This is a genomic window from Pseudomonas sp. S10E 269 (assembly GCF_002798465.1).
In the GTDB taxonomy this organism is placed as follows: domain Bacteria; phylum Pseudomonadota; class Gammaproteobacteria; order Pseudomonadales; family Pseudomonadaceae; genus Aquipseudomonas; species Aquipseudomonas pergaminensis.
The window spans coordinates 2,505,216-2,527,706 of sequence record NZ_PHIJ01000001.1 but is presented as its reverse complement, the minus strand read 5'-3'; the positions used below and the strand labels follow the sequence as shown (position 1 = coordinate 2,527,706).

The 22,491-nt window shown below is 61.3% G+C and carries 25 protein-coding genes; 12 read left to right on the top strand and 13 right to left on the bottom strand.

Annotated features, from left to right (window positions below; all coding sequences use genetic code 11):
• Positions 1-202: 202 nt before the first annotated feature.
• From CWC48_RS11620 to CWC48_RS11600, 5 genes are all read right to left on the bottom strand, one after another.
• Entirely contained in the window at positions 203-1,444 is a 1,242-nt protein-coding gene (locus CWC48_RS11620) for a heme biosynthesis protein HemY (protein WP_100491896.1), read from the bottom strand.
• 5 nt (positions 1,445-1,449) lie between these two features.
• On the bottom strand, positions 1,450-2,562 hold the full coding sequence (locus CWC48_RS11615) for a uroporphyrinogen-III C-methyltransferase (RefSeq protein ID WP_100491895.1): 1,113 nt from the start codon (positions 2,560-2,562) through the stop codon (positions 1,450-1,452).
• 18 nt (positions 2,563-2,580) lie between these two features.
• The gene (locus CWC48_RS11610) at positions 2,581-3,339 is read right to left on the bottom strand and encodes a uroporphyrinogen-III synthase (protein WP_100491894.1); all 759 of its coding nucleotides are present in this window, start codon (positions 3,337-3,339) and stop codon (positions 2,581-2,583) included.
• Entirely contained in the window at positions 3,336-4,277 is a 942-nt protein-coding gene (gene hemC / locus CWC48_RS11605) for a hydroxymethylbilane synthase (protein WP_078050681.1), read from the bottom strand. Before hemC ends, CWC48_RS11610 begins: the two co-directional genes overlap by 4 nt.
• A gap of 137 nt (positions 4,278-4,414) precedes the next feature.
• On the bottom strand, positions 4,415-5,161 hold the full coding sequence (locus CWC48_RS11600; protein WP_078050682.1) for a LytTR family DNA-binding domain-containing protein: 747 nt from the start codon (positions 5,159-5,161) through the stop codon (positions 4,415-4,417).
• 505 nt (positions 5,162-5,666) lie between these two features.
• Between CWC48_RS11600 and argH the strand changes: the two genes are divergently transcribed.
• Complete coding sequence (argH, locus tag CWC48_RS11595) at positions 5,667-7,061, top strand: argininosuccinate lyase (protein ID WP_078050683.1); 1,395 nt, start codon at positions 5,667-5,669, stop codon at positions 7,059-7,061.
• 93 nt (positions 7,062-7,154) lie between these two features.
• Here argH and CWC48_RS11590 read toward each other — a convergent pair whose 3' ends face one another.
• Complete coding sequence (locus CWC48_RS11590) at positions 7,155-7,814, bottom strand: glutathione S-transferase family protein (RefSeq protein ID WP_099493198.1); 660 nt, start codon at positions 7,812-7,814, stop codon at positions 7,155-7,157.
• Positions 7,815-7,939: 125 nt separating this feature from the next.
• Here CWC48_RS11590 and CWC48_RS11585 point away from each other — a divergent pair, with 125 nt between their 5' ends.
• From CWC48_RS11585 to CWC48_RS11575, 3 genes are all read left to right on the top strand, one after another.
• Positions 7,940-8,224, top strand: coding sequence for a hypothetical protein (locus CWC48_RS11585; RefSeq protein ID WP_010207441.1), 285 nt, complete (start codon positions 7,940-7,942; stop codon positions 8,222-8,224).
• Between the two features lie 96 nt (positions 8,225-8,320).
• Positions 8,321-8,575 (top strand): TIGR02647 family protein, encoded by a 255-nt coding sequence (locus CWC48_RS11580; protein ID WP_010207442.1) that lies wholly within the window; start codon positions 8,321-8,323, stop codon positions 8,573-8,575.
• A 167-nt stretch (positions 8,576-8,742) separates the two neighbouring features.
• Entirely contained in the window at positions 8,743-11,583 is a 2,841-nt protein-coding gene (locus tag CWC48_RS11575; protein ID WP_100491893.1) for a class I adenylate cyclase, read from the top strand.
• On the opposite strand, the gene rnk is transcribed toward CWC48_RS11575, so the two are convergent.
• The 3 genes from rnk to cyaY all read right to left on the bottom strand — a co-directional run bounded on the left by rnk (position 11,580) and on the right by cyaY (position 12,678).
• Complete coding sequence (gene rnk / locus CWC48_RS11570) at positions 11,580-11,993, bottom strand: nucleoside diphosphate kinase regulator (protein ID WP_010207444.1); 414 nt, start codon at positions 11,991-11,993, stop codon at positions 11,580-11,582. The genes CWC48_RS11575 and rnk overlap by 4 nt on opposite strands.
• Before the next feature lie 131 nt (positions 11,994-12,124).
• Positions 12,125-12,343, bottom strand: a complete 219-nt coding sequence (locus CWC48_RS11565) for a DUF1289 domain-containing protein (protein ID WP_015886498.1) — start codon at positions 12,341-12,343, stop codon at positions 12,125-12,127.
• 2 nt (positions 12,344-12,345) lie between these two features.
• Positions 12,346-12,678 (bottom strand): iron donor protein CyaY, encoded by a 333-nt coding sequence (gene cyaY, locus CWC48_RS11560; RefSeq protein WP_033897501.1) that lies wholly within the window; start codon positions 12,676-12,678, stop codon positions 12,346-12,348.
• 238 nt (positions 12,679-12,916) lie between these two features.
• Here cyaY and CWC48_RS11555 point away from each other — a divergent pair, with 238 nt between their 5' ends.
• The 6 genes from CWC48_RS11555 to CWC48_RS11530 are packed head-to-tail and all read left to right on the top strand — an operon-like array spanning position 12,917 to position 17,502.
• On the top strand, positions 12,917-13,087 hold the full coding sequence (locus CWC48_RS11555) for a lipoprotein (RefSeq protein WP_010207449.1): 171 nt from the start codon (positions 12,917-12,919) through the stop codon (positions 13,085-13,087).
• Positions 13,088-13,096: 9 nt separating this feature from the next.
• The gene (gene lysA, locus CWC48_RS11550) at positions 13,097-14,344 is read left to right on the top strand and encodes a diaminopimelate decarboxylase (protein ID WP_099493200.1); all 1,248 of its coding nucleotides are present in this window, start codon (positions 13,097-13,099) and stop codon (positions 14,342-14,344) included.
• A gap of 3 nt (positions 14,345-14,347) precedes the next feature.
• On the top strand, positions 14,348-15,178 hold the full coding sequence (gene dapF / locus CWC48_RS11545; protein WP_099493201.1) for a diaminopimelate epimerase: 831 nt from the start codon (positions 14,348-14,350) through the stop codon (positions 15,176-15,178).
• 13 nt (positions 15,179-15,191) lie between these two features.
• Positions 15,192-15,908, top strand: a complete 717-nt coding sequence (locus CWC48_RS11540; protein WP_099493202.1) for a DUF484 family protein — start codon at positions 15,192-15,194, stop codon at positions 15,906-15,908.
• A gap of 2 nt (positions 15,909-15,910) precedes the next feature.
• The gene (gene xerC / locus CWC48_RS11535) at positions 15,911-16,810 is read left to right on the top strand and encodes a tyrosine recombinase XerC (RefSeq protein ID WP_078050689.1); all 900 of its coding nucleotides are present in this window, start codon (positions 15,911-15,913) and stop codon (positions 16,808-16,810) included.
• Entirely contained in the window at positions 16,807-17,502 is a 696-nt protein-coding gene (locus CWC48_RS11530; protein ID WP_099493203.1) for an HAD family hydrolase, read from the top strand. Before xerC ends, CWC48_RS11530 begins: the two co-directional genes overlap by 4 nt.
• Before the next feature lie 169 nt (positions 17,503-17,671).
• Here the strand turns inward: CWC48_RS11530 and sutA are convergent, their stop codons facing one another.
• From sutA to glnK, 4 genes are all read right to left on the bottom strand, one after another.
• Complete coding sequence (gene sutA / locus CWC48_RS11525) at positions 17,672-17,998, bottom strand: transcriptional regulator SutA (RefSeq protein ID WP_015886504.1); 327 nt, start codon at positions 17,996-17,998, stop codon at positions 17,672-17,674.
• Positions 17,999-18,101: 103 nt separating this feature from the next.
• On the bottom strand, positions 18,102-18,527 hold the full coding sequence (locus CWC48_RS11520; protein ID WP_010567185.1) for a secondary thiamine-phosphate synthase enzyme YjbQ: 426 nt from the start codon (positions 18,525-18,527) through the stop codon (positions 18,102-18,104).
• Positions 18,528-18,738: 211 nt separating this feature from the next.
• Positions 18,739-20,076: an ammonium transporter gene (locus CWC48_RS11515; protein WP_100491892.1), complete on the bottom strand. Its 1,338-nt coding sequence runs from the start codon at positions 20,074-20,076 to the stop codon at positions 18,739-18,741.
• Between the two features lie 34 nt (positions 20,077-20,110).
• The gene (glnK, locus tag CWC48_RS11510) at positions 20,111-20,449 is read right to left on the bottom strand and encodes a P-II family nitrogen regulator (RefSeq protein WP_002555808.1); all 339 of its coding nucleotides are present in this window, start codon (positions 20,447-20,449) and stop codon (positions 20,111-20,113) included.
• Positions 20,450-20,871: 422 nt separating this feature from the next.
• Between glnK and CWC48_RS11505 the strand changes: the two genes are divergently transcribed.
• Together CWC48_RS11505 and CWC48_RS11500 are read left to right on the top strand one after the other, a co-directional pair.
• Positions 20,872-21,132, top strand: coding sequence for an accessory factor UbiK family protein (locus CWC48_RS11505; protein WP_078050693.1), 261 nt, complete (start codon positions 20,872-20,874; stop codon positions 21,130-21,132).
• 17 nt (positions 21,133-21,149) lie between these two features.
• Positions 21,150-22,430 carry an MFS transporter gene (locus CWC48_RS11500; protein WP_100491891.1) on the top strand — a complete coding sequence of 427 codons (1,281 nt, stop codon included), beginning with the start codon at positions 21,150-21,152 and terminating at the stop codon, positions 22,428-22,430.
• Positions 22,431-22,491 lie beyond the last annotated feature (61 nt).

Below are 22,491 nucleotides of genomic sequence, written 5' to 3'. Positions count from 1 at the left end.
GTAGAGGAAAGGCCTGACCGCTTTCAATACATGCTGGAGCAGACGATTCCGCGAGAGGGTAAGGACTTCCCACCAGAAGATGGAGGACTTTGGGCTATCTAGCGTCGGACTTTGCCCACAAACCCTCTAACGCAACGTTTTTAGAGCTCATGAAGGTTGGCGGTCGGATATATCCGCGCCAACCCTCGTCCGCCTTCCTACATCAAGCGCGAGCCGGGACAGGCAGCGGTGATGCCAGCAAACGGTTATCCAGCAGCCCAAGGCCCTCTTGGAACAGCTGATTACTGCGCTCGGTATCGCCAAGCTGAGCCAACAAACGTGCGAGCTCGGCGCAGGCTTCAGGATTGCGTTGCACCTGCAAACTGCTTTCCAGGTAATCCCGCGCCTTGCCCCACAAGCTGTTTTGCAGGCACAGGCGACCCAGTGTCAGCAGCAGGCTGGCATCGCCTGGATGGTCCTTGAGCCAACCCTCGGCAAACTTCAATTGCCGGGCCGGGTCACTGCCACGCAACAGGCCATATAGCCGGATCAGGTGGCTGTCGTAGCCGCGCTTGAGCGCGACACGCAACGCTTCTTCAGCCTTGGCATCGGCGCCCAGTTGGCGCAATTGCTCGGCGTAGGCCAGCACCAATTGCGGCTCCTGGCGCTGGGCAGACGTGAGCTGCTGCCAGGCCCGCTCAAGCGACTGCAAGCCGGCTTCGCCCTGCTCTTCGCGTTGGGCAGCGAGGCTCAGGTTCTCACCCCAGGCGCGGCGCTCAAGCTCGGCCAGTTCACTGGCGGGCAGCACCTTGTCCTTGCGCAGTTCCGGCAGCAGGCGAATCACTGACGACCAATCACCGCGCTGCTGATGCAGGCGCTGCAATTGGCGCAATACTTGCGCGTTATGGGGATGACGTTCGTGCATTGCCTGCAAGGTGATCAGTGCACCGTCGCTGTCGCCACGGTCCAATTGCAGTTGCGCATGGCTCAAGGCAACCGCCAGCTCGGCCTGGGGTTGACGCTCCAGGGCGCGCTCCAGCAAGCCGTCGGACTCTTCATACCGCCCCTGCTCATTCGCGGCACGGGCCGCGCCGAGGTAGTACAGCAGTGGCTGGCGCTCGGCTTCGGCGGCTCGGTGCAGGTGGCGCTCGGCGCTGGCCCAGCGGCCTTCAGCGAGGTCCATCTGGCCTTGCTCGATGGCGATCTGCACGCGGCGACTGCGATTACGTCGCGACCACGGGTTGACCACACCACCGGACGTGGTAACCAGGCTCACCAGTACGCGGATCAGGTAGATGGCCAAACCGAAGGCAAATACCGCCACCACGGTTGCCCAAAGGCTCGACTCGTAATGCAGCACATGCGGGTAGGTAATCAGCACGTAGCCGGTGTGTTTCGAAATGCCTACAGCCAGCGCCAGCGCGATTGCAATCGCCAGCACCAGGATCACATAGAAACGTTTCATCGGCTCTACTCCTGCTTCGCCGACGTCGCCGCCGCCTTGGCTTCGTCGGCAGACAGATGACGACGCTCAAGGTACGCCTGCACGGCAGCCAGGCTTGCGGCCAGGTCCGGTGTCACCACCGACACGGCCTTGGGCTCAAGCTCGGCGATACGCGCCAGCATCGCCTTGCTCTGCGGGTTGTCCTGGTTGAAGTTGTCCTGCAACACGCTGCGCGCTTCGCCCAGCGAGCGGCTGTAGACGGCCGATTCACCATTGAGCGCCGCCCATTGCGCTTGCTCCAGGGCCAGGCTCAGGGCCAGGCGCACCTGGTTCAGACCTTGGCCGGCCAGCAGTGGACGGATGTTGTCGTCGGGGTTGAAGTCGATGCGGAAGTAACGGGAAATCTGCTCCCACCACTGGCTCCAGCGGCTTTGCGTATCGGTGGTCGGACGCCCTTCGGAAGCGGGGTCGGTCAGTTGATACTCAGGGGCAATGGCCGCCAATTGCACGACTTGGTCACGCAGGGCCGCCAGTTGCAGGTATAGCCCGGTACGGTCCGGCTGCTCGGTGCTGCGCAGCGCGGCAAGGCTCTTGGCCAATTGTTCGCGGGCAGCGTAAGAGCCTGGATCGCTTTGCTCGCGTAGGATCTCGTCGGCACCCTGCACCAGCGCCTGGGCGCTGTTGATATCTTGAAGGGCGGACAAGCGCAGGCTCGCCAGGCGGATCAAGTGTTCGGCCTCGGCCAGTCGCCAATCCTTGCGGCTGGAGCCCAGTACGGTTTCCAGGCGCTGGCTCAGCTTCTGCTGGTCACCCTGCAACTGGGCCACCAAGCGACGGCGTTCCTCCAGCTCATCCGCACCCGGCAATTGCGCCAGGCGCGCGGCCAGTTGTTGCTGGCTTTGCTTGAGGGACTGGGACTGGTCATCGAGGGTCTGCACCTGGCCCAACTGTTGTTGGCTGCTGGCCTGCAGGGCGCGGACCTGCCAGATACCCCAGCCGCCGGCGGCAACACCGGCTACGCCGAGCAGCAGGGCGACGATTGCCAGGCCATTGCCACGGCGCGGCACGGTGACCGGTGACTCAACCGGCGCATCAAGTGCGGGTTGGGTTTCATCTTTAGGCAAGGCTGTTTCGCTCACGTATCCGTCCTTTGCGTTTCAGAGAGTGGGAACGGGATAGCTCCGTATCGCCACTAACAAAGCCGCGGCACTCGCACCGCGACAATCCACAACTTTTTCTGCGCCAGCGGCCCGCGCCATTTCCTGGACTCGCGGGCTCGGCACGAACAACGGCAGCTGTGCCACCTGTGGCCAATCGGCTCCGGCCAGGGCTTGCAGGTGCAAAAAACCCTGCCCACTGCTGACCACCAGGCCGTTCAAGCGTTCCAACTGGATGCGTTGCATCAGCACACCGGCGTCGTAGGTCGGCAGGAAACGGCGATACAACTCCAGATAGTCGACACTAGCACCTTGCTCGCGCAAACGCTCCGCCAGCAGTTCGCGACCTCCCTCGCCCCGCAGGATCAATACCTGAGCATCGGGGCGTGCGATAGCCTCGCGCAACGCAGGCAATTGAAGCAAGGCCTCGCTGTCATCGCCAGTCGGTGGGTAGTGAACATTGAGGCCGTGATCAGCCAGGACCTGCGCGGTGGCGGCGCCGACACTGAACCACGGCAGTTGCTTCCCCGCCCGCCCCAGCTGCTGCACGGCCAGGCGCGCGGCAGGTTTGCTGACGACGATCACCGCACAGTAGCGATCCAGATCACAGAAGACGGCCTGCTGTTCAGGGGTGACAGGCAGCGGCTCAATGTCCAGCAACGGCAAGCTGCTGCTGAAGATACCCGCTTCGGACAACGTGGCCGCCAGGGCCATCGAGTCCTCGGCAGGCCGCGTCAGCAGCACGCGCCATTCGGTCACTGCGGACCGGCCTCGCCATAGACTTTTTGCAGAATGGCGCCGGCGCCCTTTTCCAGCAGCTCTTCAGCCACCTGGATACCCAGGGCTGTGGCGTCACGCTGCGGACCACGCACTTCAGCAGTCAGCAGGGTGCCGCCTTCCGGGTCGCCGACCAAGCCACGCAACCACAGGTTTTCACCTTCAAGCACGGCGTAGCAGGCGATCGGCACCTGGCAGCCACCGTTGAGGTGCTTGTTCAGGGCGCGCTCGGCCGTGACGCGCACTTCGGTGTCCTGGTGATCCAGGGGTTTGAGCAGGGCGTGGATTTCTGTGTCGGCGGTACGGCATTCAATGCCAACCGCGCCTTGCCCACCGGCCGGCAGGCTGTCCTCGACGCTGATGGCTGAGGTGATACGGTCTTCGAAGCCCAGGCGGATCAGGCCCGCCGCCGCGAGGATGATCGCGTCATATTCGCCGGCATCCAGCTTCGCCAGACGGGTGTTGACGTTGCCGCGCAGGAAGCGGATCTGCAGGTCCGGGCGGCGGGTGAGCAGTTGTGCCTGGCGGCGCAAGCTTGACGTACCGACGATGCTGCCCAGGGGCAGCTCATCCAAAGAGGCGTACGTGTTGGAAACGAAGGCATCACGCGGGTCTTCGCGCTCGCAGATGCAAAACAGACCCAGGCCTTCCGGGAAGTCCATGGGCACGTCTTTCATCGAATGCACGGCGATGTCAGCTTCGTTTTCGAGCAGTGCGGTTTCCAGTTCCTTGACGAACAAACCCTTGCCGCCGATTTTCGACAGTGGCGAGTCGAGCAGCTTGTCGCCGCGACTGACCATGGGCACCAGGGTCACCGTGAGACCTGGATGGGCCTGCTCCAGACGTGCTTTGACGTATTCGGCCTGCCACAAGGCCAGGGCACTTTTACGGGTGGCGATGCGGATTTCGCGAGAGGACATGGATCAATCCGTACTGAATAGATACGGCAGATAATAACAGCTCAGGCAAATACGCTTTGATTTGAATCAGCAAGTGCGGGGCCTCCCTGGCCTCGTCGCACCGGGATATGGAATGCAAGCCTCGCCACAGCCCTGGTCTAAAGCTGCTGCATCATCTTGCGCACACCGGCGACGTGCCGCCGGCTGACGATCAACGCGTCACCGTTAAGGCCTTTCAGGAATAGCTGAAAGTGCCCCAGGGGCGTGCGTTGCAGGCGTTCGATTCGCTCGCGGGCTACCAGCGCGTTGCGGTGGATACGCACGAAGCGGTCGCCGAACTCGTCTTCAAGTGCCTTGAGCGGCTCATCGAGCAGTACTTCGCCACCCTGATGACGCAGGGTCACGTACTTGTGATCGGCAATAAAATAGACCACTTCACCCAACGGGATTAGCTCTATGCCTTTGCGGGTTCGGGCGCTGATATGGCTGCGCGGCCCGTTACCACTTTGGGCGGCAGGCTGAGTCAGGGCGGCAAGCTGGACGCGGGTTGGGCGCTCAGCCTTTTTCAGGGCCTTGAGCAATGCGTCGCCGGCCACCGGTTTGGTGAGGAAGCTGACACCGCTGGCTTCCAGCGTTTCCGCAGAAAACTCTTCGCCGGTTGCGCAAAACACCACGGCGGGTGGTGACTCTCGCTCGCTCAGTCGGGCGGCAACTTGCAGGCCATCGAGACCTGGCATACGGATATCGAGCAACACCACATCCGGCTTCAGGCTGTCGATCAGCGTCAACGCCTCTTCGCCCGTGGTGGCGCTCGGTTCTAATACTGCGTAACCCTCGAGTTCACTGATCAAACGGCTCAGTCGCTCGCGGGCTTGGGGTTCGTCATCAACGATCAGGACATTCATATTGCGCTGGATTCCTGCGTGAGTCTCGCACAAGGATAGCGTAGACAGGTGCGGTGACTTGCGTCACAGCGATCCACGCTAAGACTAGCGCGAGCGGCAAAAAGTGCCCTGAGAGTGGCACCCATATTTACCCGGACCTGTTCAATTACGCCCAAGACCTGCTGCCTTCGGGCATCGTCATAGGGTTTGCTGATACACAATCCGAATACCCCCCTTTTTTAATGGATAGTCTGGGCTCTGACCGCATCACCCGACTTTGGTGCATTCACACACTATCAGTCCAACTGTAGACGCTCACTGAGACGACATTGCTCAATCGTCAAATATCGTTTCAATAAGCCTCTGTACTCAGTCTCGTCCTGGACGCGGTCGGCGGCAAGGCACTTAGCCATCCTTTGCACAAATAAAAATGCCGACGACCCACAGCACCGCCTCCACGGGCAACCCTGTTATTATCGCCGGCACACTTCCATGCCTCTTTATTAAGCAGATCACGAGCGAATCCATGAGCACCGACAAGACCAACCAGTCCTGGGGCGGCCGCTTCAGTGAACCCGTCGACGCCTTCGTCGCCCGCTTCACCGCCTCCGTCACCTTCGACCAGCGCCTGTACCGCCACGACATCATGGGCTCCATCGCCCACGCGACGATGCTGGCCAAGGTCGGCGTGCTGACCGATGCCGAGCGCGACAGCATCATCGACGGCCTGACCACCATCCGTGGCGAGATCGAAGCCGGCACGTTCGACTGGCGCGTCGACCTGGAAGACGTGCACATGAACATCGAAGCCCGCCTCACCGACCGCATCGGTGTGACCGGCAAGAAGCTGCACACCGGCCGTAGCCGCAACGACCAGGTGGCCACCGATATCCGCTTGTGGCTGCGTGATGAAATCGACCTGATCCTGGCAGAAATCACCCGCCTGCAGAAAGGCCTGCTGGAACAGGCCGAGCGTGAGTCGGACACCATCATGCCGGGTTTCACTCACCTGCAAACCGCGCAACCGGTGACGTTCGGCCACCACCTGCTGGCCTGGTTCGAAATGCTCAGCCGCGACTACGAGCGCCTGGTGGACTGCCGCAAGCGCGCCAACCGCATGCCACTGGGCAGCGCTGCACTGGCCGGCACCACTTACCCGATCGACCGCGAGTACACCGCGCAATTGCTGGGCTTCGACGCTGTCGGCGGCAACTCGCTGGATGGCGTGTCGGACCGTGATTTCGCCATCGAATTCTGCGCCGCCGCCAGCATCGCGATGATGCACCTGTCGCGCTTCTCGGAAGAGCTGGTGCTGTGGACCAGCGCGCAATTCCAATTCATCGACCTGCCGGACCGCTTCTGCACCGGCAGCTCGATCATGCCGCAAAAGAAAAACCCGGACGTGCCCGAGCTGGTGCGTGGCAAGAGCGGCCGCGTGTTCGGCGCCTTGATGGGCCTGCTGACCTTGATGAAAGGCCAACCCCTGGCCTACAACAAGGACAACCAGGAAGACAAGGAACCGCTGTTCGACGCTGCCGACACCCTGCGCGACTCACTGCGCGCGTTTGCCGACATGATCCCGGCGATCAAGCCCAAGCACGCGATCATGCGTGAAGCGGCGCTGCGCGGATTCTCTACCGCGACTGATCTGGCGGACTACCTGGTACGCCGTGGCCTGCCGTTCCGCGACTGCCACGAAATCGTCGGCCACGCAGTTAAGTACGGCGTGGACACCGGCAAGGACTTGGCGGAAATGAGCCTGGAAGAACTGCGTCAGTTCAGTGACCAGATCGAGCAGGACGTGTTTGCCGTGCTGACCCTGGAAGGCTCGGTAAATGCCCGTAATCACATCGGCGGTACTGCGCCGGCGCAGGTGAAAGCAGCTGTGTTGCGCGGCCAGGAATTGCTCGCCAGCCGCTAAAAGCATCGCAGGCAAGCCAGCTCCCACAGGAAATCGCATTCCAATGTGGGAGCCGGGCTTGCCCGCGATAGCGTCCTGCCAGACGCCAAAAATCTATTTCTTGGCCGCGATCATCGCCATAAACGCCGGCATCGCCGCCTCTCTGTCCGCCGCCACTTTCTGAGCGTTGGGCATGGCGTGCAACCTTTCCAGCAACGCCTTGGCTGCCGGCATTTCAGCCAGCAGATCCAGGCCAAACAGCTTCTCGCCCACCGCGCAGGCGAGGTTCACGCTGTACATGAAATACAGATCGGCAATGGTGAAACTCTCCCCCGCCACATAGGGTGCGAACTTGCCGTGCCTTCCCAACGACCCGAAACCCAACAGCAACTCGGCCTTGGACTTCTCCTTGATTGCCTCCGGTACCGGCATGCCAAAAAACGCCTCGGCAAAACACGCACGGGCAGGCAACTCGATGTACAGCTCGATTTCCCGGCACAGCGCCAGCACCTGTGCACGCTGGAACGGCTCGGCCGGGAGCAGTGCCGGCCCTTCCTGGGTGTGTTCGATGTATTCGAGGATCACGCTGGTTTCGTTGATAAAACCTTGCTTGACACCCAGCACCGGTACCTTGCCTCGCGGGCTCACGGCCAGGGCTTCAGGGGTTTGCCCGGCATAAAAGGGCACCTCTTCGAATGGCAGCCCTTTCTCCAGCAGCGCCAGCTTGACCATGTTGTAGTAGTTGCTGACCGAAAATCCGTAAAGCTTGAGCATCGCAAAGCCTCCAGGCCGTGTGCGGGGTTGGCTGCAAGCGTTATAGCGCCCCCGGCCTGGCCGTGCCAGCAGCATCACCCGCCTGAATGGGGGTAGACTGGCGCCCTTTCCTTGAGGAGCCTGCCATGAGCGAGCCGACCGATATCGACAACGACGAAGAAGAATTCGCCGAAACCACCCTGATCGAGGCGATCGAGAACCAGATCGAAAGCGAAAACCCACCGGCTGCCAAGGCCACTTTCAACAAGCTGACCCTGGTCGGTTACGAGCGTGAAGAGATCCTCCAACTGATGGCCCACGTGCTGGCTGTCGAGATCGATGCGTTGCTGGAAGAAGACCGCGCTTTCAATACCGAATGGTATGAAACTGCACTGCGTGCCCTGCCGGAATTGCCTCCGGAAAAGCAATAATCCCAGGGTGCAGCAACACGCTGGACAGTTCGGCAAAGTGCGTTCACCTTATGGCCTGCTAGCCTCTAATAAATTCTTAGAAAGTCTGGAGTCCTTATGTCGTATACCCCTGAGTTGGTTGCCGAACTGGAAATCCTTGTACTCTTCCCATTGGACAGCACTAAAGAAGGCCTGAAAGTCCATCAGACCGCCGCTCCTACTGCCATCGCTGCTGCTAAACGCCTCCACGCGAAAGGACTTATCGACCAACCGGACGGGGGCTACCTGACCAGCCTTGGCCGGGACGCCGCAGAGCAGGCCCAGACCCTGCTGACTATCTTGACCACTGCCACGACCAAAGAAGCCGCCTGATATCGGAAACGCCCATGGAGTCCGCCTCTTGCGGATTCCGAGGGCGTTGCTGTGGAAGTGCGAAAATTCTGACGTCAAAATCCATTTCCCTCTAAACCTCCTACGCTACTGGCTGTAAACTCCTACACGGCCGCCCACGTCGGGCCCTGCGAGCCACCGAGTTCGACATGACCCGCACCCATGAAATCCGCCCCGACCTGGACGAAGGCATCGACCGCAAGGTGCTGGCCCAATTGCGCGCGCGTTTCATGGCCCTCAATGACGGCCGCATGGCCCGTGCCGTCGAGGGGCTGACGCCGCGCCAGCAAAGCGTGCTGAACCTGTTGCCGCTGTTCTTCCACGTCAACCACCCGCTGCTGCCCGGCTATGTGTCGGGCAGTACGCCAGCCGGCTTGTCGAATTTCGAACCGGATGTCCAGGCCCTGGCAGAAGCCCAGCGCCTGACCCGCTCTTTCTCCTACAAGCCGCGCCACGGCAACCCGCCGCGGCCTATCCACGGCCTGTACCTGATGGGCAGCCTCGGCACCCTGGCCCAGGCCGACCAGAGCGATATGGACGTGTGGGTCTGCCACGCCGCCGACCTGAGTGAGAGCGAACTGGCCGAACTGCGCAAAAAATGCCAGTTGCTGGAAGCCTGGGCCCTGACCATGGGCGCCGAGGCGCACTTCTTCCTGATCGAACCGACACGCTTTGTGCTCGGTGAGCGCGACACGCAACTGAGTTCCGATGATTGCGGCACGACCCAGCATTACCTGCTGCTCGATGAGTTCTACCGCACCGCCATCTGGCTGGCCGGGCGCACGCCGATCTGGTGGCTGGTGCCGGTGTATGAAGAGACGCGCTATGCCGAGTTCACCCACACGCTGATTTCCAAGCGTTTTATCCGCGCCGATGAAACCCTGGACCTCGGCCACCTGGCGCGCATCCCGCCGGGCGAATTCATCGGCGCCGGGCTGTGGCAGCTATTCAAGGGCATCGAGTCGCCCTACAAATCCGTGCTCAAGCTGCTGCTGACCGAGGTCTACGCCAGCGAACACCCGAAGGTGCACTGCCTGAGCCTACGCTTCAAGCGTGCGGTATTCGCCAACCAAATGGACCTGGACGAACTCGACCCCTACATCGTGGTGTACCGCCGCATCGAGGAATACCTCAAGGCCCGCAACGAGCCCGAGCGCCTGGAGTTGGTGCGGCGCGCGCTGTACCTGAAGGTCAATCGCAAACTCAGCGCCGGGCAGCGCACCACCAGCTGGCAACGGCTGCTGCTGAAGCGCCTGGCCCATGAATGGGGCTGGGACCAGCGCCAATTGGCGCTGCTGGACAGCCGCAGCCAATGGAAGGTGCGCCAGGTAGCCTCCGAGCGCCGCGCGCTGGTCAGCGAGCTCAATTACAGTTATCGCTTCCTGACCCAGTTCGCCCGCACCGAACAGACCGTCAGCCTGATCAACAAGCGCGACCTCAATGTGCTGGGACGACGCCTATACGCCGCGTTCGAGCGCAAGGCCGGCAAAGTCGAGTTCATCAACCCCGGCATCGCCCCGGACCTGGCCGAAGACACCCTGACATTGGTGCAATCGCCCAACCGCAAGGAGCCCGGCCAGCACCACTGGGGCCTGTACAACGGCAACCTTACGGCTCTGGAATGGGAGCACTTCGCGCCGATCAAGCGCAGCCGCGACCTGCTCGAGATGCTCACCTGGTGCCACCGCAACGGCGTGATCGACAGCAGCACGCGCCTGGCCTTGCACCCCGGCACCAGCGACATGACCGAATTCGAGCTGTTCAACCTGCTGGGCAGCCTGCAACAGACCATCGCCCTGCCCCTGGCCAGCGTGGATGAAGACCGCCTGCTGCGCTCGGCCGTGCCGGAGGAAGTGTTGTTGCTGATCAACGTCGGCGTCGACCCGCTCAAGCATCACCGCGACCTGAATATCCTGATGACCACCGAGCGCACCGACTCCCTGAGTTACGCCGGGGTGCGCGACAACCTGGTGCTGACCCTGGACCAGGTCACGCTCAATAGCTGGAACGAGGTGATGGTCAGCCGCTACGACGGCCCCCACGCGTTGCTCGACTGCCTGCGCGACTACCTCAACCAGTTACCACCCGACCATCTGCCCCGCCTGCGAGTGCGCTGCTTCTGTCACAACCGTGCGCAGTTCATTGCCCTGCGTGTGGAAGAAATCTTCGACACCGCTCAGAACCTGCTGTTGGGCCAAGGCAATCACCGCTATCTGCTCCAGGTGCAGCAGCATTATCACGTGATGGAACTGATGCCGGGCCAGGCCACCCATGTATCCCTGCCGACCCAGGATGCGCTGATCGCCTACCTCAGCGAGGAGCTGGCCAGCTACAGCCCACTGCACCTGGACGCCATGGCTCTGGAAGACCACGACCTGGCCCTGCTGCTGCCCATGGGCATGGCCGATTGCGTACAGGTGTTCTACCGGGTCAACGAAGGTTTTGCCGAGCTGTATGTGCTGGATGAATTCAATGCGCTCTGGCAACAGCGCCTGCCGTTTCATGATGAACAGAGCCTGTTGGCGCCCTTGCAGCGCTTCTTGCAGTCGATCATTTACCGCCGGGACGCGTTGTCCCCGCTGGACCCGCAACAGCCGCTGGGTGCAGTGCACGTCTTGTATTACCAGCTATTGCCGTCGGGCAGTGGACGCGCACGCGGCATCGAACCTCGGCCAGCGCCAACAAACCCGGCGAACAAGCCGTTTTACGATGTGCAGGCGATTATCGGCAAGGCAGCGCCAGGCCAAGTGGGAATTACCCTGTATTGCAATCAGCGGGAGTTTTCCGAACTGGAATTTGGCGACCAGCTGTTTGCAGTGGTCGCCCTGGAGATCGTCGGGCAACGCCGGGAAGCCGAACGTTACCGCTGCTACATCACGGACCTGGACCTGTCCGGCCTGCTCGGCGATGTGCAAAGCCCAAGCAACCTGTACTTGCGTTACAAGGCCGAACTTGAGCTGTCGCTCAACGAGGCGCTGAGCCAGATTTAAAGGGGAAAGGCTCCACCGTCTTTAGGTTGGCCTTCAACGCTGAGCAGCTCCAGCTTGAGCGTCTTGCCGCCCGGTGCTGGCCAGTCAATGTGCTGACCCACCTGCAGGCCGAGCAAGGCGCTGCCCACGGGCGCCAGGATCGAGATCTTGCCTTCGTCGGCGTTCGCGTCTTTCGGGTAGACCAGAGTCAGGTGGTAGTCCTTGCCGCTGCCTTGCTCACGGCAATGCACGCTGGAGTTCATGGTCACGACACCCGCAGGCACTTCATCGTGACCAACCACGTCTTCGGCGCGGTCGAGTTCGGCTTGCAACGCTTCGACGCCGGGAGATTCGTCGCCCAAGCGGTCGATCAGTTGCTCCAGACGCTGCACGTCAAGACGGGTGAGGATGATGGACGGTGCGGTGGTCATGATTCAGGCAGACTCCTTTTTTCTGCACAAAAAAGCAAAACCCCGCCAGGAAAAGGCGGGGTTCTCACGGGCCTCGATGAGTTGAGGCGTACCCGGACACTACCACAGCGTCACAAATAAACAAGACGGCCTCAGGCGTGGGCCCGGCGCTGCTCGGCCTCGGCGCAGATCACGCGGCGCCGGGCATCGTCGGCAGAGCGCCATTCACGGATATCTTCCACGTGACGGAAGCAGCCGAGGCAGACTTTCTGCTCGTCCAGGCGACACAAACTGATACAAGGTGAGGGCACCGCGGGGCTGACATTACTGAACAGCGGCTTCGGCGGGCGAACGGGTGCAGGCTGGGTCACGGTCAGATCTCGTCGAAATCCAGGTCGGCGCCGGTGTACTCGCTGACCAGGCGCGCGAGCATTTCACTCAGCAGCTCTTCACTCTTGTCGCACTGCCATTTGCCGCTTTCTTCGTCGTAGTCGAAGTGCACGCCACCGGAGCGCGCCGCCAGCCACAGTTGGCGCAGCGGTTCCTGGCGACTGAAGATCAGTTGCTGGCCGCTGTCGAACTTGACGGTCAGCACGCCGGCCGAGTTTTCCAGGTCCACGTCCAGGCCGCTGTCGTCGAAAATATCCTCCAGCGCCTGCTGGGTCGAATCCACCAGGTCGTGAAAACGGGCTTCGGTCAAACTCATTGTGGCAACCTCAAAAGTGTCTGGTTTTGCTCAAGCGCCGCACGATACGGGCGCGCCCCGCCGATTGCAAAGGATACCGATTTCAATACGATTGACGGTGTGAAATATCCTCAACCAGCGTAGTCCGCATCCTAACCGTCTCGGCAAACCCCCGCCGGACGGGTATTCCAGCGCATAGGCAAGCTGGCGGGTGGTCGGTATACTCGGGCGCAATTAATGCATATTCAAGGATTTCGCCATGAAGCGCCTGATCTCTTCCCTTGCTGCGCTCGTCGCGGTCGCTTGCCTCGTTAGTGCCTGTGGTCAGAAAGGCCCGTTGTACCTGCCCGATGACAGCAAAGACCCGAATGAACAGGCGCAGTCGTCGCAAAAACCATCCAAAGCGCATAAGCACGACACCTACGAATAAGGGTACTCCATGGACGCTTTTAACTACCGGGACGGCGAGCTGTTCGCGGAAGGCGTGGCGTTGTCCGCGATTGCCGAGCGCTTTGGCACCCCGACCTATGTGTATTCCCGTGCGCATATCGAAGCCCAGTACCGCTCGTTCACTGACGCGCTTGACGGCGTACCGCACCTGGTGTGCTACGCGGTCAAGGCCAACTCCAACCTGGGTGTCCTGAATGTCCTGGCACGCCTCGGCGCTGGTTTCGACATCGTTTCCCGTGGCGAGCTGGAACGTGTACTGGCTGCCGGCGGCAAGGCTGAAAAGATCGTCTTCTCCGGCGTCGGCAAGACCCGCGAAGACATGCGCCGCGCCCTGGAAGTCGGCGTGCATTGCTTCAACATCGAATCCACCGACGAACTCGAGCGCCTGCAAGTCGTGGCCGCCGAGATGGGGGTTCGCGCGCCGATCTCCCTGCGCGTCAACCCGGACGTCGACGCCGGCACCCACCCGTACATTTCCACCGGTCTCAAAGAGAACAAGTTCGGTATCGCCATCGCCGACGCCGAAGACGTGTACATCCGCGCTGCCCAACTGCCAAACCTGGAAGTGCTGGGCGTCGACTGCCACATCGGTTCGCAACTGACCAGCCTGCCTCCGTTCCTGGATGCGCTCGACCGCCTGTTGGCACTGATCGATCGTCTCGGCGAATGCGGCATTTACCTGCACCACATCGATCTGGGTGGTGGCGTGGGCGTGCGCTATCGCGACGAAGAGCCGCCGCTGATTGCCGACTATATCCAAGCCGTGCGCGAGCGCATCGAAGGCCGTGACCTGACGCTGATGTTCGAGCCGGGCCGCTACATCGTCGCCAACGCGGGCGTGCTGCTGACCCAGGTCGAGTACCTCAAGCACACCGAGCACAAGGATTTCGCCATCGTCGACGCGGCGATGAACGACCTGATCCGCCCGGCGCTGTACCAGGCCTGGATGAATGTCACCGCCGTGACGCCTCGCGACAGCGAAGCCCGCGCCTACGACATCGTCGGCCCGATCTGCGAGACCGGCGACTTCCTGGCCAAGGATCGTCAGTTGGCCCTGGAAGAAGGCGATCTGCTGGCTGTGCATTCGGCCGGTGCCTACGGGTTTGTCATGAGTTCCAACTACAACACCCGCGGACGTACCGCCGAGGTGCTGGTGGACGGTGATCAAGCGTTTGAAGTGCGTCGCCGCGAGACGGTAGCCGAGTTGTATGCTGGCGAAAGCCTGCTGCCGGAGTAAGCCATGCTGCTGCGTTTTACCAAGATGCACGGGCTGGGCAATGATTTCATGGTCCTCGACCTGGTCAGCCAGCACGCGCATATCCTGCCCAAACACGCCAAACAGTGGGGCGATCGCCACACCGGCATTGGTTTCGACCAGTTGCTGATCGTCGAGGCGCCGAGCAACCCCGAGGTGGATTTCCGTTATCGGATCTTCAACTCCGACGGTTCCGAAGTGGAACAGTGCGGCAACGGTGCGCGCTGCTTCGCACGCTTTGTGCTGGACAAGCGCCTGACCGCCAAGCGGCAGATCCGTGTCGAGACCAAGAGCGGCGTGATCGACCTGGACATCCGCAGCGACGGCCAGATCAGCGTCAACATGGGCGCGCCACGCCTGGTGCCGGCGGATATTCCATTCCAGGCCACCGAGCAGGCCGTCAGCTATGCGTTGGACGTTGACGGCAAGACCGTCGACATTGCTGCCGTGTCCATGGGCAACCCCCACGCGGTGCTGCGGGTCAACGACATCAACAACGCGCCCGTGCATGAATTGGGGCCGAAGATCGAACACCACCCGCGCTTTCCGGCTCGGGTCAACGTGGGCTTCCTGCAGGTGATCGACCGTTCCCGAGCGCAATTGCGTGTGTGGGAACGCGGCGCCGGCGAAACCCAGGCCTGCGGTACCGGTGCATGCGCCGCTGCCGTGGCCGCGATCAGCCAGGGGTGGATGGATTCGCCGCTGCTGATCGACCTGCCCGGTGGACGCTTGTCCATCGAGTGGGCAGGCCCTGGCCACCCGGTGATGATGACCGGGCCGGCCTCGCGCGTATACGAAGGACAGGTCCGTCTATGAGTGAGTCAAGCCAATGACCGATAAGCCTCAAGTACCCGCACAAGCAACCCCGAGCGACAGCCTGGAGGCCGCTACCGTCGCGGCGTACCTTGAGGCTAATCCGGACTTCTTCGTCGAACACGAAGAGTTGCTGCCGGCACTGCGCATCCCCCATCAACGCGGGGATACCGTGTCGCTGGTGGAGCGGCAGATGAAGATCCTGCGTGAGCGCAATATCGAAATGCGCCACAAGCTCTCGCACCTGATGGACGTCGCCCGCGACAACGACCGCCTGTTCGAGAAAACCCGCCGCCTGATCCTGACGCTGATGGACGCCACCAGCCTGGAAGAAACGGTGATCGCCGTCGAAGACAGCCTGCGCCAGGACTTCCAGGTGCCGTTCGTGAGCCTGATCCTGTTCAGCGACAACCCGATGCCGGTGGGTCGCTGGGTCAGCGGCAGCGACGCACAAACCGCCATCGGCGGCCTGTTGTCCGAAGGCAAGACCATCAGCGGCACCTTGCGTGAGCATGAGTTGGACTTTCTGTTTGGCGCCGAGCAACGCAAACAGATCGGCTCCACCGCCGTGGTCGCCCTCAGCCATCAAGGCCTGCACGGCGTGTTGGCCATCGCCAGCCGTGATCCTCAGCACTACAAGAGCTCCGTGGGCACCTTGTTCCTGACCTACATCGCCGAAGTGCTGGGCCGCGTCTTGCCGCGCTTCACCACCGCCCTGCGCGCGGTGCGCTAGCCATGGAACGGCAACTGGACGCTTACTGCGCGCACCTGCGCAACGAGCGCCAGGTGTCGCCCCACACCCTGGAAGCCTATCGACGGGACCTGAACAAGGTCCTGGCGTACTGCGAAAAACAACAGATCAGCAGCTGGAAGGCCCTGGATATCCAGAGCCTGCGCAGCCTGATCGCGCGCCTGCACCAGGCCGGCCAATCCTCGCGCAGCCTGTCGCGCCTGCTCTCGGCGGTGCGTGGGCTCTATCACTACCTGAACCGCGAAGGCCTGTGCGACCACGACCCGGCCAACGGCCTGTCGCCGCCCAAGGGTGAGCGGCGCCTGCCCAAGACCCTGGACACCGATCGCGCCTTGCAATTGCTGGATGGCGCCGTCGAGGACGACTTCCTGGCTCATCGCGACCAGGCGATCCTGGAGCTGTTCTACTCATCGGGTTTGCGCTTGTCAGAACTGACCGGCCTGAACCTGGAGCACCTGGACCTGGCGGACGGCTTGGTGCAGGTGCTCGGCAAGGGCAGCAAGACCCGCGTCCTGCCGGTAGGCCGCAAAGCCCGGGACGCCCTGCAGTTGTGGCTGCCGCTGCGCCTGCTGACCAACCCGGCGGATGATGCCGTGTTTGTAAGCCAGCAAGGCCGGCGCCTGGGGCCGCGCGCGATCCAGTTGCGGGTCAAGGCCGCCGGCGAGCGCGAACTGGGGCAGAACCTGCACCCACACATGCTGCGACACTCCTTTGCCAGCCACATGCTGGAGTCGTCGCAGGACCTGCGCGCGGTTCAAGAGCTGCTCGGCCACTCCGACATCAAGACCACACAGATCTACACCCACCTGGATTTCCAACACCTGGCAACGGTCTACGACAGCGCCCATCCACGGGCCAAACGCATCAAGGGCGGCGACTCATGAGTATCAAGCTGATCACCTTCGACCTGGACGACACACTCTGGGACAACGTACCCGTCATCATCAGCGCCGAAGCGTCGATGCGCGAATGGCTGGCCACCCATGCGACCAAGGTCGGCGACCTGCCCCTCGAGCACTTCGCCAGCCTGCGCCAGCAGGTGCTGCAACGTCATCCCGAGCTCAAACACCGTATCAGCATCCTGCGCCACCGGGTGTTGATGCATGCGTTTGAAGAGGCGGGTTATCCGCAGCCCGAAGCCACGGAAATGGCGGATGTGTGCTTTGAAGCGTTCATCCATGCGCGCCACCAGCTCACGGTGTTCCCGGAAGCCGAGCCGATGCTGCAAGCCCTGCGCCAGCACTTTTTGCTGGGGGTGATCACCAATGGCAATGCCGACGTGCAGCGCGTGGGCCTGGCGGATTACTTTCATTTTGCCTTGCGCGCCGAAGATATCGGCATTGCCAAGCCGGATGCGCGTTTGTTTCAGGAGGCGTTGCAGCGTGGTGGGGTGGATGCCAATGCCGCGGTGCATGTTGGCGATCACCCAGGGGATGACATTGCTGGGGCGCAGCAGGCGGGGCTTCGAGCGGTGTGGTTTAACCCGACGGGCAAGGCGTGGGATGCGGATAAGCGTCCGGATGCCGAGATTCGTAACCTGGCGGAGCTGCCAGAATTGCTCCGCAGCTGGAACTGACACCGAACCCAATGTGGGAGCTGGCTTGCCTGCGATAGCGGTCTATCAGGCACATTTTTACTGGCTGACACTGCGCCATCGCGGGCAAGCTCGCTCCCACAGGGTATTGCGCCAGGCATGAAAAAGCCCGCAGCGACGGCGGGCTTTTCCTACAAGCGGATGACTGACCTTAGATAGGTCGGCTGCCGTACTTGTTGTCTGGCTTCTTCGGTGGGTCTGCCACCACGTTAGCCTCGACTTCCTGCACTTTGCCGCCTTTAGCGAGGAATTCTTCCATCGCACGGGCCAGGGCATCACGCTCTTTGTTCTTGGCTTCAACGCTCGGCAATTCGTCTACCGACACCGCTGCCTTGGCTTTGCCTTTGGCAGCCGGGACAGGTGCATCATCGCCACCGTCGTCGTCAGCAACGTCTTCCGCCGCCGCTTCAAGACCTTCTTCGGTGTCGTCTTCGTCACCTACTTCGAGTTCGTCGTTTTCCAGATCATCGTCGCTCATGTTCTACCTCATGACTTGCGAAAAGCAGATTAGTTATAGCCCAGCTTCACCCTCTGTCGATGGCTGCTGGAAAAAAATCAACATCCACTGGATAACCAGTGGCTTATGCCCCATCACCGTGCAAGGTGGCGAGGACTTTACGAGCACCGCCATGATCACGGTGCTCGCCCAGATAAACACCTTGCCAGGTCCCCATCGCCAAGCGGCCGGCCTTCACCGGCAAACTCAGCTGGCAGCCCAAGAGACTGGCCTTGAAGTGCGCCGGCAAGTCATCCGGACCTTCGTCGTTGTGTTCAAACCCTGCAAGGCCTTGGGGCACCAGCGAGTTGAAATAACGCTCGAAGTCACGGCGAACCGCCGGGTCGGCATTCTCGTTGACGGTCAACGAGGCCGAGGTGTGCTGCAGCCACAGATGCAACAAGCCCACGCGGCAGGCCTTCAATTCAGGCAAGCCGGCCAGCAACTCATCGGTTACCAAGTGAAAGCCCCGGGGCTTGGCCCGCAGGGTAATCAGGGTCTGTTGCCACATACAGTTCTCCGCCCATCGGCGCGCATTCTAGCGCGCTCTGGGAAAAAACAAAGTGCCGAATACGCCCACATGCCTGTAAGACATTGGCACGCAGAAAAGTGCCGTGTGCATCCCATCACAAACACTGGATAAAAACCGGTACAGCTCGTTATGACTGACAAACAACAGACAAAAAAATGCCCGGCAAGCCGGGCATCTTTTTTTCACACTATTACAAGTTGTAGCCGCGTTCGTTGTGTTGCGCCAGGTCGAGGCCGACAGCCTCTTCCTCTTCGGTAACCCGCAGGCCCATGACCATGTCCAGTACCTTGAGGATGACGTAGGTCACGATTGCGGTGTAGATCACTGTGAAGCCAACACCTTTGGCCTGGATCCAGACCTGTGCCGCCACATCAGTCACAGTGCCGAAACCGCCCAGTGCAGGGGCTGCGAACACACCGGTGAGGATCGCACCGACGATACCGCCGATACCGTGCACGCCGAATGCGTCCAGGGAGTCGTCATAGCCCAGCTTGCGCTTGAGGCTGGTGGCGCAGAAGAAGCAGATCACACCGGCCACCAGGCCGATCACCAGGGCGCCCATCGGGCCCACAGTGCCAGCGGCTGGGGTGATGGCAACCAGGCCCGCCACCACACCCGAGGCAATGCCCAGTGCGCTTGGCTTACCGTGGGTGATCCACTCGGCGAACATCCAGCCCAGTGCCGCAGCAGCGGTAGCGATCTGGGTGACCAGCATCGCCATGCCGGCAGTGCCATTGGCCGCAGCAGCGGAACCGGCGTTGAAACCGAACCAGCCCACCCACAGCATGGCCGCGCCGATCAGGGTGTAACCCAGGTTATGCGGTGCCATCGGCGTGGTCGGGAAGCCTTTGCGCTTGCCGAGCACGATGCACGCCACCAAGCCAGCCACACCGGCGTTGATGTGCACCACGGTGCCGCCCGCGAAGTCCAGCACGCCCCAGTCCCACAGCAGGCCACCGTTACCACTCCAGACCATGTGCGCGATTGGCGCATAGACGAGGGTGAACCAGATAGCCATGAAGATCAGCATCGCGGAGAACTTCATACGCTCAGCGAACGCACCGACGATCAGCGCCGGGGTGATGATGGCGAAGGTCATCTGGAAGGTGATGAACACCGCTTCCGGGAACAACGCTGCAGGCCCGGTGATGCTGGCCGGGGTAACGCCCGCCAGGAACGCCTTGCCCATGCCGCCGAAGAAGGAGTTGAAGTTGACGACGCCCTGTTCCATACCGGTGGTATCGAACGCGATGCTGTAGCCGTAGATGACCCACAACACGCTGATCAGGCCAGTGATGGCGAAGCACTGCATCATCACCGAAAGAATGTTTTTGGAGCGCACCATGCCGCCGTAGAACAGCGCCAGGCCTGGGATGGTCATGAACAGCACCAGCGCGGTGGATGTGAGCATCCACGCGGTGTCGCCGGAATTGAGGACTGGAGCAGCCACTTCGTCTGCCGCCATGGCCAGGCTTGGCATTACGATGGACAACAGGGCTCCGAGCCCTGCGAATTTACGCAGAGTCATATTGTTTTCTCCTGGGGCGTTGGGGTTTGGCGGCTTAGATAGCGTCGGTATCGGTTTCGCCGGTACGGATGCGAATAGCCTGTTCCAGATTGACCACGAAGATCTTGCCGTCACCGATCTTGCCGGTGTTGGCTGCCTTGGTTATCGCCTCGATAACCCGGTCAAGATCCTTGTCGTCAATGGCGACATCAATCTTCACCTTTGGCAGGAAATCGACCACGTATTCCGCGCCGCGATACAGCTCGGTGTGACCCTTCTGCCGACCGAAGCCTTTGACCTCAGTAACGGTAATGCCCTGCACGCCGATCTCGGACAACGACTCGCGTACATCGTCCAACTTGAACGGCTTGATGATGGCAGTGACTAGCTTCATGAAAACTCTCTCCCGAATTGGTGGACTTGCCCCAGGAAAACAAACCCGTCTCAAGTCTAAGCGCAGTGCCTGGCTTTGTAACGCGTCGTCGCAAGAGCAGATGCCGTTGCGACGCCAGCGAACCACTGGTGACGAAACCTGTACCCCTGATCCGTCGGCGCACTGCATTCGTCACAGCGACTGCATCAGTGCATGGGTCATGATCGTCTAAGCAGAAACCTTGCCAGCTCCGTAAAAATCACTGAAATCAGTCCTTTGCCCACTTATGCCCACCTACTGGGCTTTTCGGCGGTGCCAATGCGCACAAAAACAGTGCGTCGCCGCCCGACCCCCTGCGCGAAAACCGTGCGCCAAGGACGTCAAAAAAGACTATAGACGCTGCGTGATACACTGCCGGCCAACAGTTTTCCGGAATATTTCCCATGCTCGCGCCCAAAGACCTCCTCGACGCCCTGAGCGGCCACGCCTCTCGCCTGTTCAGCGGCGACACCCCCCTGCCCCGCAATGAAATCGAAAGCCAATTCAAGGCATTGCTGCAAAGCGGTTTCAGCAAACTCGACCTGGTGAGCCGGGAAGAATTCGACAGCCAGATGGTCGTGCTGGCCCGCACACGTGCACGCCTGGAAAGCCTGGAAGCAAAAGTCGCTGAGCTCGAAGCGCGGTTGAATCCACCGAGCGAATAACCGATATCAAGCGCTCTATGTGGGCCCTGCCGGCCCTCGACCGGCGCCTGCTGAAAATACAATTCAGCTTTTTGCTGGTGGTGCTTGGTGGCCGCTGCAACCAATTGGCCGTGGCCTGGTGGGCCTTGCAGCAAACCGGTTCAGCCCTCGCCTTCGCCAACATGATCGCCTGCTCCATCGCAGCGGAGGTACTGGCCCGCCCCCTGCTGGGGTGGCTGGGCGATAAGTACAACAAGATCCTGATCCTCAAACTCACCTCTCTTACCAGCCTGCTGACCGCGCTGTTGATGGTGGTGCTCTCTGCCACGCAACTGTTCAACCCCTGGACCGTCGGCGCCCTGATGCTGGTCAGCAGTGCCGTCGCGGGCGTCCGCGACCCGCTGCAATCCTCGATTATTCCGTTGTTTGCGCGCGACGATCAGGTCTCACTGGCCGTGCGCACCAAAAGCATGCTCTCGTCCATTTCCAACCTGCTTGGGCCAATCATGGCCAGCGCGTTGATTTTCAGTTTCGGCACCACGCTGGCGTTTACCGTCGACTTCTTTGCGATGCTTGGCGCGGCAGCCTTGATTGCATCGATCCCCCGCCACCTCGGTGCCAGCCCCCCGGATGAACAAGCCCCGACCGCCAACGGCTGGCGCATGATTTACTCGGGCTTCAAGGCGGTCTATGGCGTGAAGGTCGAGTTCTACCTGGCCCTGGTGGCGATGCTCGTCAACTTTGCGCTATTTCCATTCTTTACGATCCTGTTGCCGCTCTACGTCAAGACCGTTATCCACTACCCGGTCACCTACCTCGGCCTGTTGGATACTTGCTTTGGCCTGGGCATCCTGCTGGGCAGCTACAGGATCACCGGCTGGCTGACCGAGCGAATGCCCCGTGACTTCTGTGTCGCGCTGGGCTTTGCACTGTTGGGGGGCAACCTGTGGCTGGCCGGCACACTTTCATCAGTGGTCGTCGTGCCGCTGGCATTTTTCTGCGGTGGGGTGGGCCTGATGCTGATCAATATCCCGACCTCTGCCGTCAGGTTGCTGGCGACCCCCAAGTCGCATCGCAATCGGATCTTTGCCACCGTGTCGTTCCTGTCCGCTGCAGCCAGCCCGCTGGGTAGTTTTGCCATGAACGGCTTGATTGCTCATCTCGGCGTCGCACTGACCATCACGTCGCTGGGGGTGATGGTGCTGGGATTGTCACTGCTGGTGTTCCTGATCCCGGATTTTCGCACCTTCATGCGCGCCCCCGACACGCAGCTCAACGATGCCTACCTGGATAAATATCCCGACGCCTTTGCACGTTGATACGTCCTGTAAAAGTCTGATCCGCCGCCCCGGCAATCCCTCGACTACCTTTGAAAAACCG

Coding starts and splice junctions, on each gene's coding strand:
- CWC48_RS11620 (WP_100491896.1), bottom strand. CDS start 1,444: ATGAAACGTTTCTATGTGATCCTGGTGCTGGCGATTGCAATCGCGCTG.
- hemC (WP_078050681.1), bottom strand. CDS start 4,277: ATGTCCTCTCGCGAAATCCGCATCGCCACCCGTAAAAGTGCCCTGGCC.
- CWC48_RS11600 (WP_078050682.1), bottom strand. CDS start 5,161: ATGAATGTCCTGATCGTTGATGACGAACCCCAAGCCCGCGAGCGACTG.
- argH (WP_078050683.1), top strand. CDS start 5,667: ATGAGCACCGACAAGACCAACCAGTCCTGGGGCGGCCGCTTCAGTGAA.
- CWC48_RS11590 (WP_099493198.1), bottom strand. CDS start 7,814: ATGCTCAAGCTTTACGGATTTTCGGTCAGCAACTACTACAACATGGTC.
- CWC48_RS11585 (WP_010207441.1), top strand. CDS start 7,940: ATGAGCGAGCCGACCGATATCGACAACGACGAAGAAGAATTCGCCGAA.
- CWC48_RS11580 (WP_010207442.1), top strand. CDS start 8,321: ATGTCGTATACCCCTGAGTTGGTTGCCGAACTGGAAATCCTTGTACTC.
- CWC48_RS11575 (WP_100491893.1), top strand. CDS start 8,743: ATGACCCGCACCCATGAAATCCGCCCCGACCTGGACGAAGGCATCGAC.
- rnk (WP_010207444.1), bottom strand. CDS start 11,993: ATGACCACCGCACCGTCCATCATCCTCACCCGTCTTGACGTGCAGCGT.
- cyaY (WP_033897501.1), bottom strand. CDS start 12,678: ATGAGTTTGACCGAAGCCCGTTTTCACGACCTGGTGGATTCGACCCAG.
- CWC48_RS11555 (WP_010207449.1), top strand. CDS start 12,917: ATGAAGCGCCTGATCTCTTCCCTTGCTGCGCTCGTCGCGGTCGCTTGC.
- lysA (WP_099493200.1), top strand. CDS start 13,097: ATGGACGCTTTTAACTACCGGGACGGCGAGCTGTTCGCGGAAGGCGTG.
- dapF (WP_099493201.1), top strand. CDS start 14,348: ATGCTGCTGCGTTTTACCAAGATGCACGGGCTGGGCAATGATTTCATG.
- CWC48_RS11540 (WP_099493202.1), top strand. CDS start 15,192: ATGACCGATAAGCCTCAAGTACCCGCACAAGCAACCCCGAGCGACAGC.
- xerC (WP_078050689.1), top strand. CDS start 15,911: ATGGAACGGCAACTGGACGCTTACTGCGCGCACCTGCGCAACGAGCGC.
- CWC48_RS11530 (WP_099493203.1), top strand. CDS start 16,807: ATGAGTATCAAGCTGATCACCTTCGACCTGGACGACACACTCTGGGAC.
- sutA (WP_015886504.1), bottom strand. CDS start 17,998: ATGAGCGACGATGATCTGGAAAACGACGAACTCGAAGTAGGTGACGAA.
- CWC48_RS11520 (WP_010567185.1), bottom strand. CDS start 18,527: ATGTGGCAACAGACCCTGATTACCCTGCGGGCCAAGCCCCGGGGCTTT.
- CWC48_RS11515 (WP_100491892.1), bottom strand. CDS start 20,076: ATGACTCTGCGTAAATTCGCAGGGCTCGGAGCCCTGTTGTCCATCGTA.
- glnK (WP_002555808.1), bottom strand. CDS start 20,449: ATGAAGCTAGTCACTGCCATCATCAAGCCGTTCAAGTTGGACGATGTA.
- CWC48_RS11505 (WP_078050693.1), top strand. CDS start 20,872: ATGCTCGCGCCCAAAGACCTCCTCGACGCCCTGAGCGGCCACGCCTCT.
- CWC48_RS11500 (WP_100491891.1), top strand. CDS start 21,150: ATGTGGGCCCTGCCGGCCCTCGACCGGCGCCTGCTGAAAATACAATTC.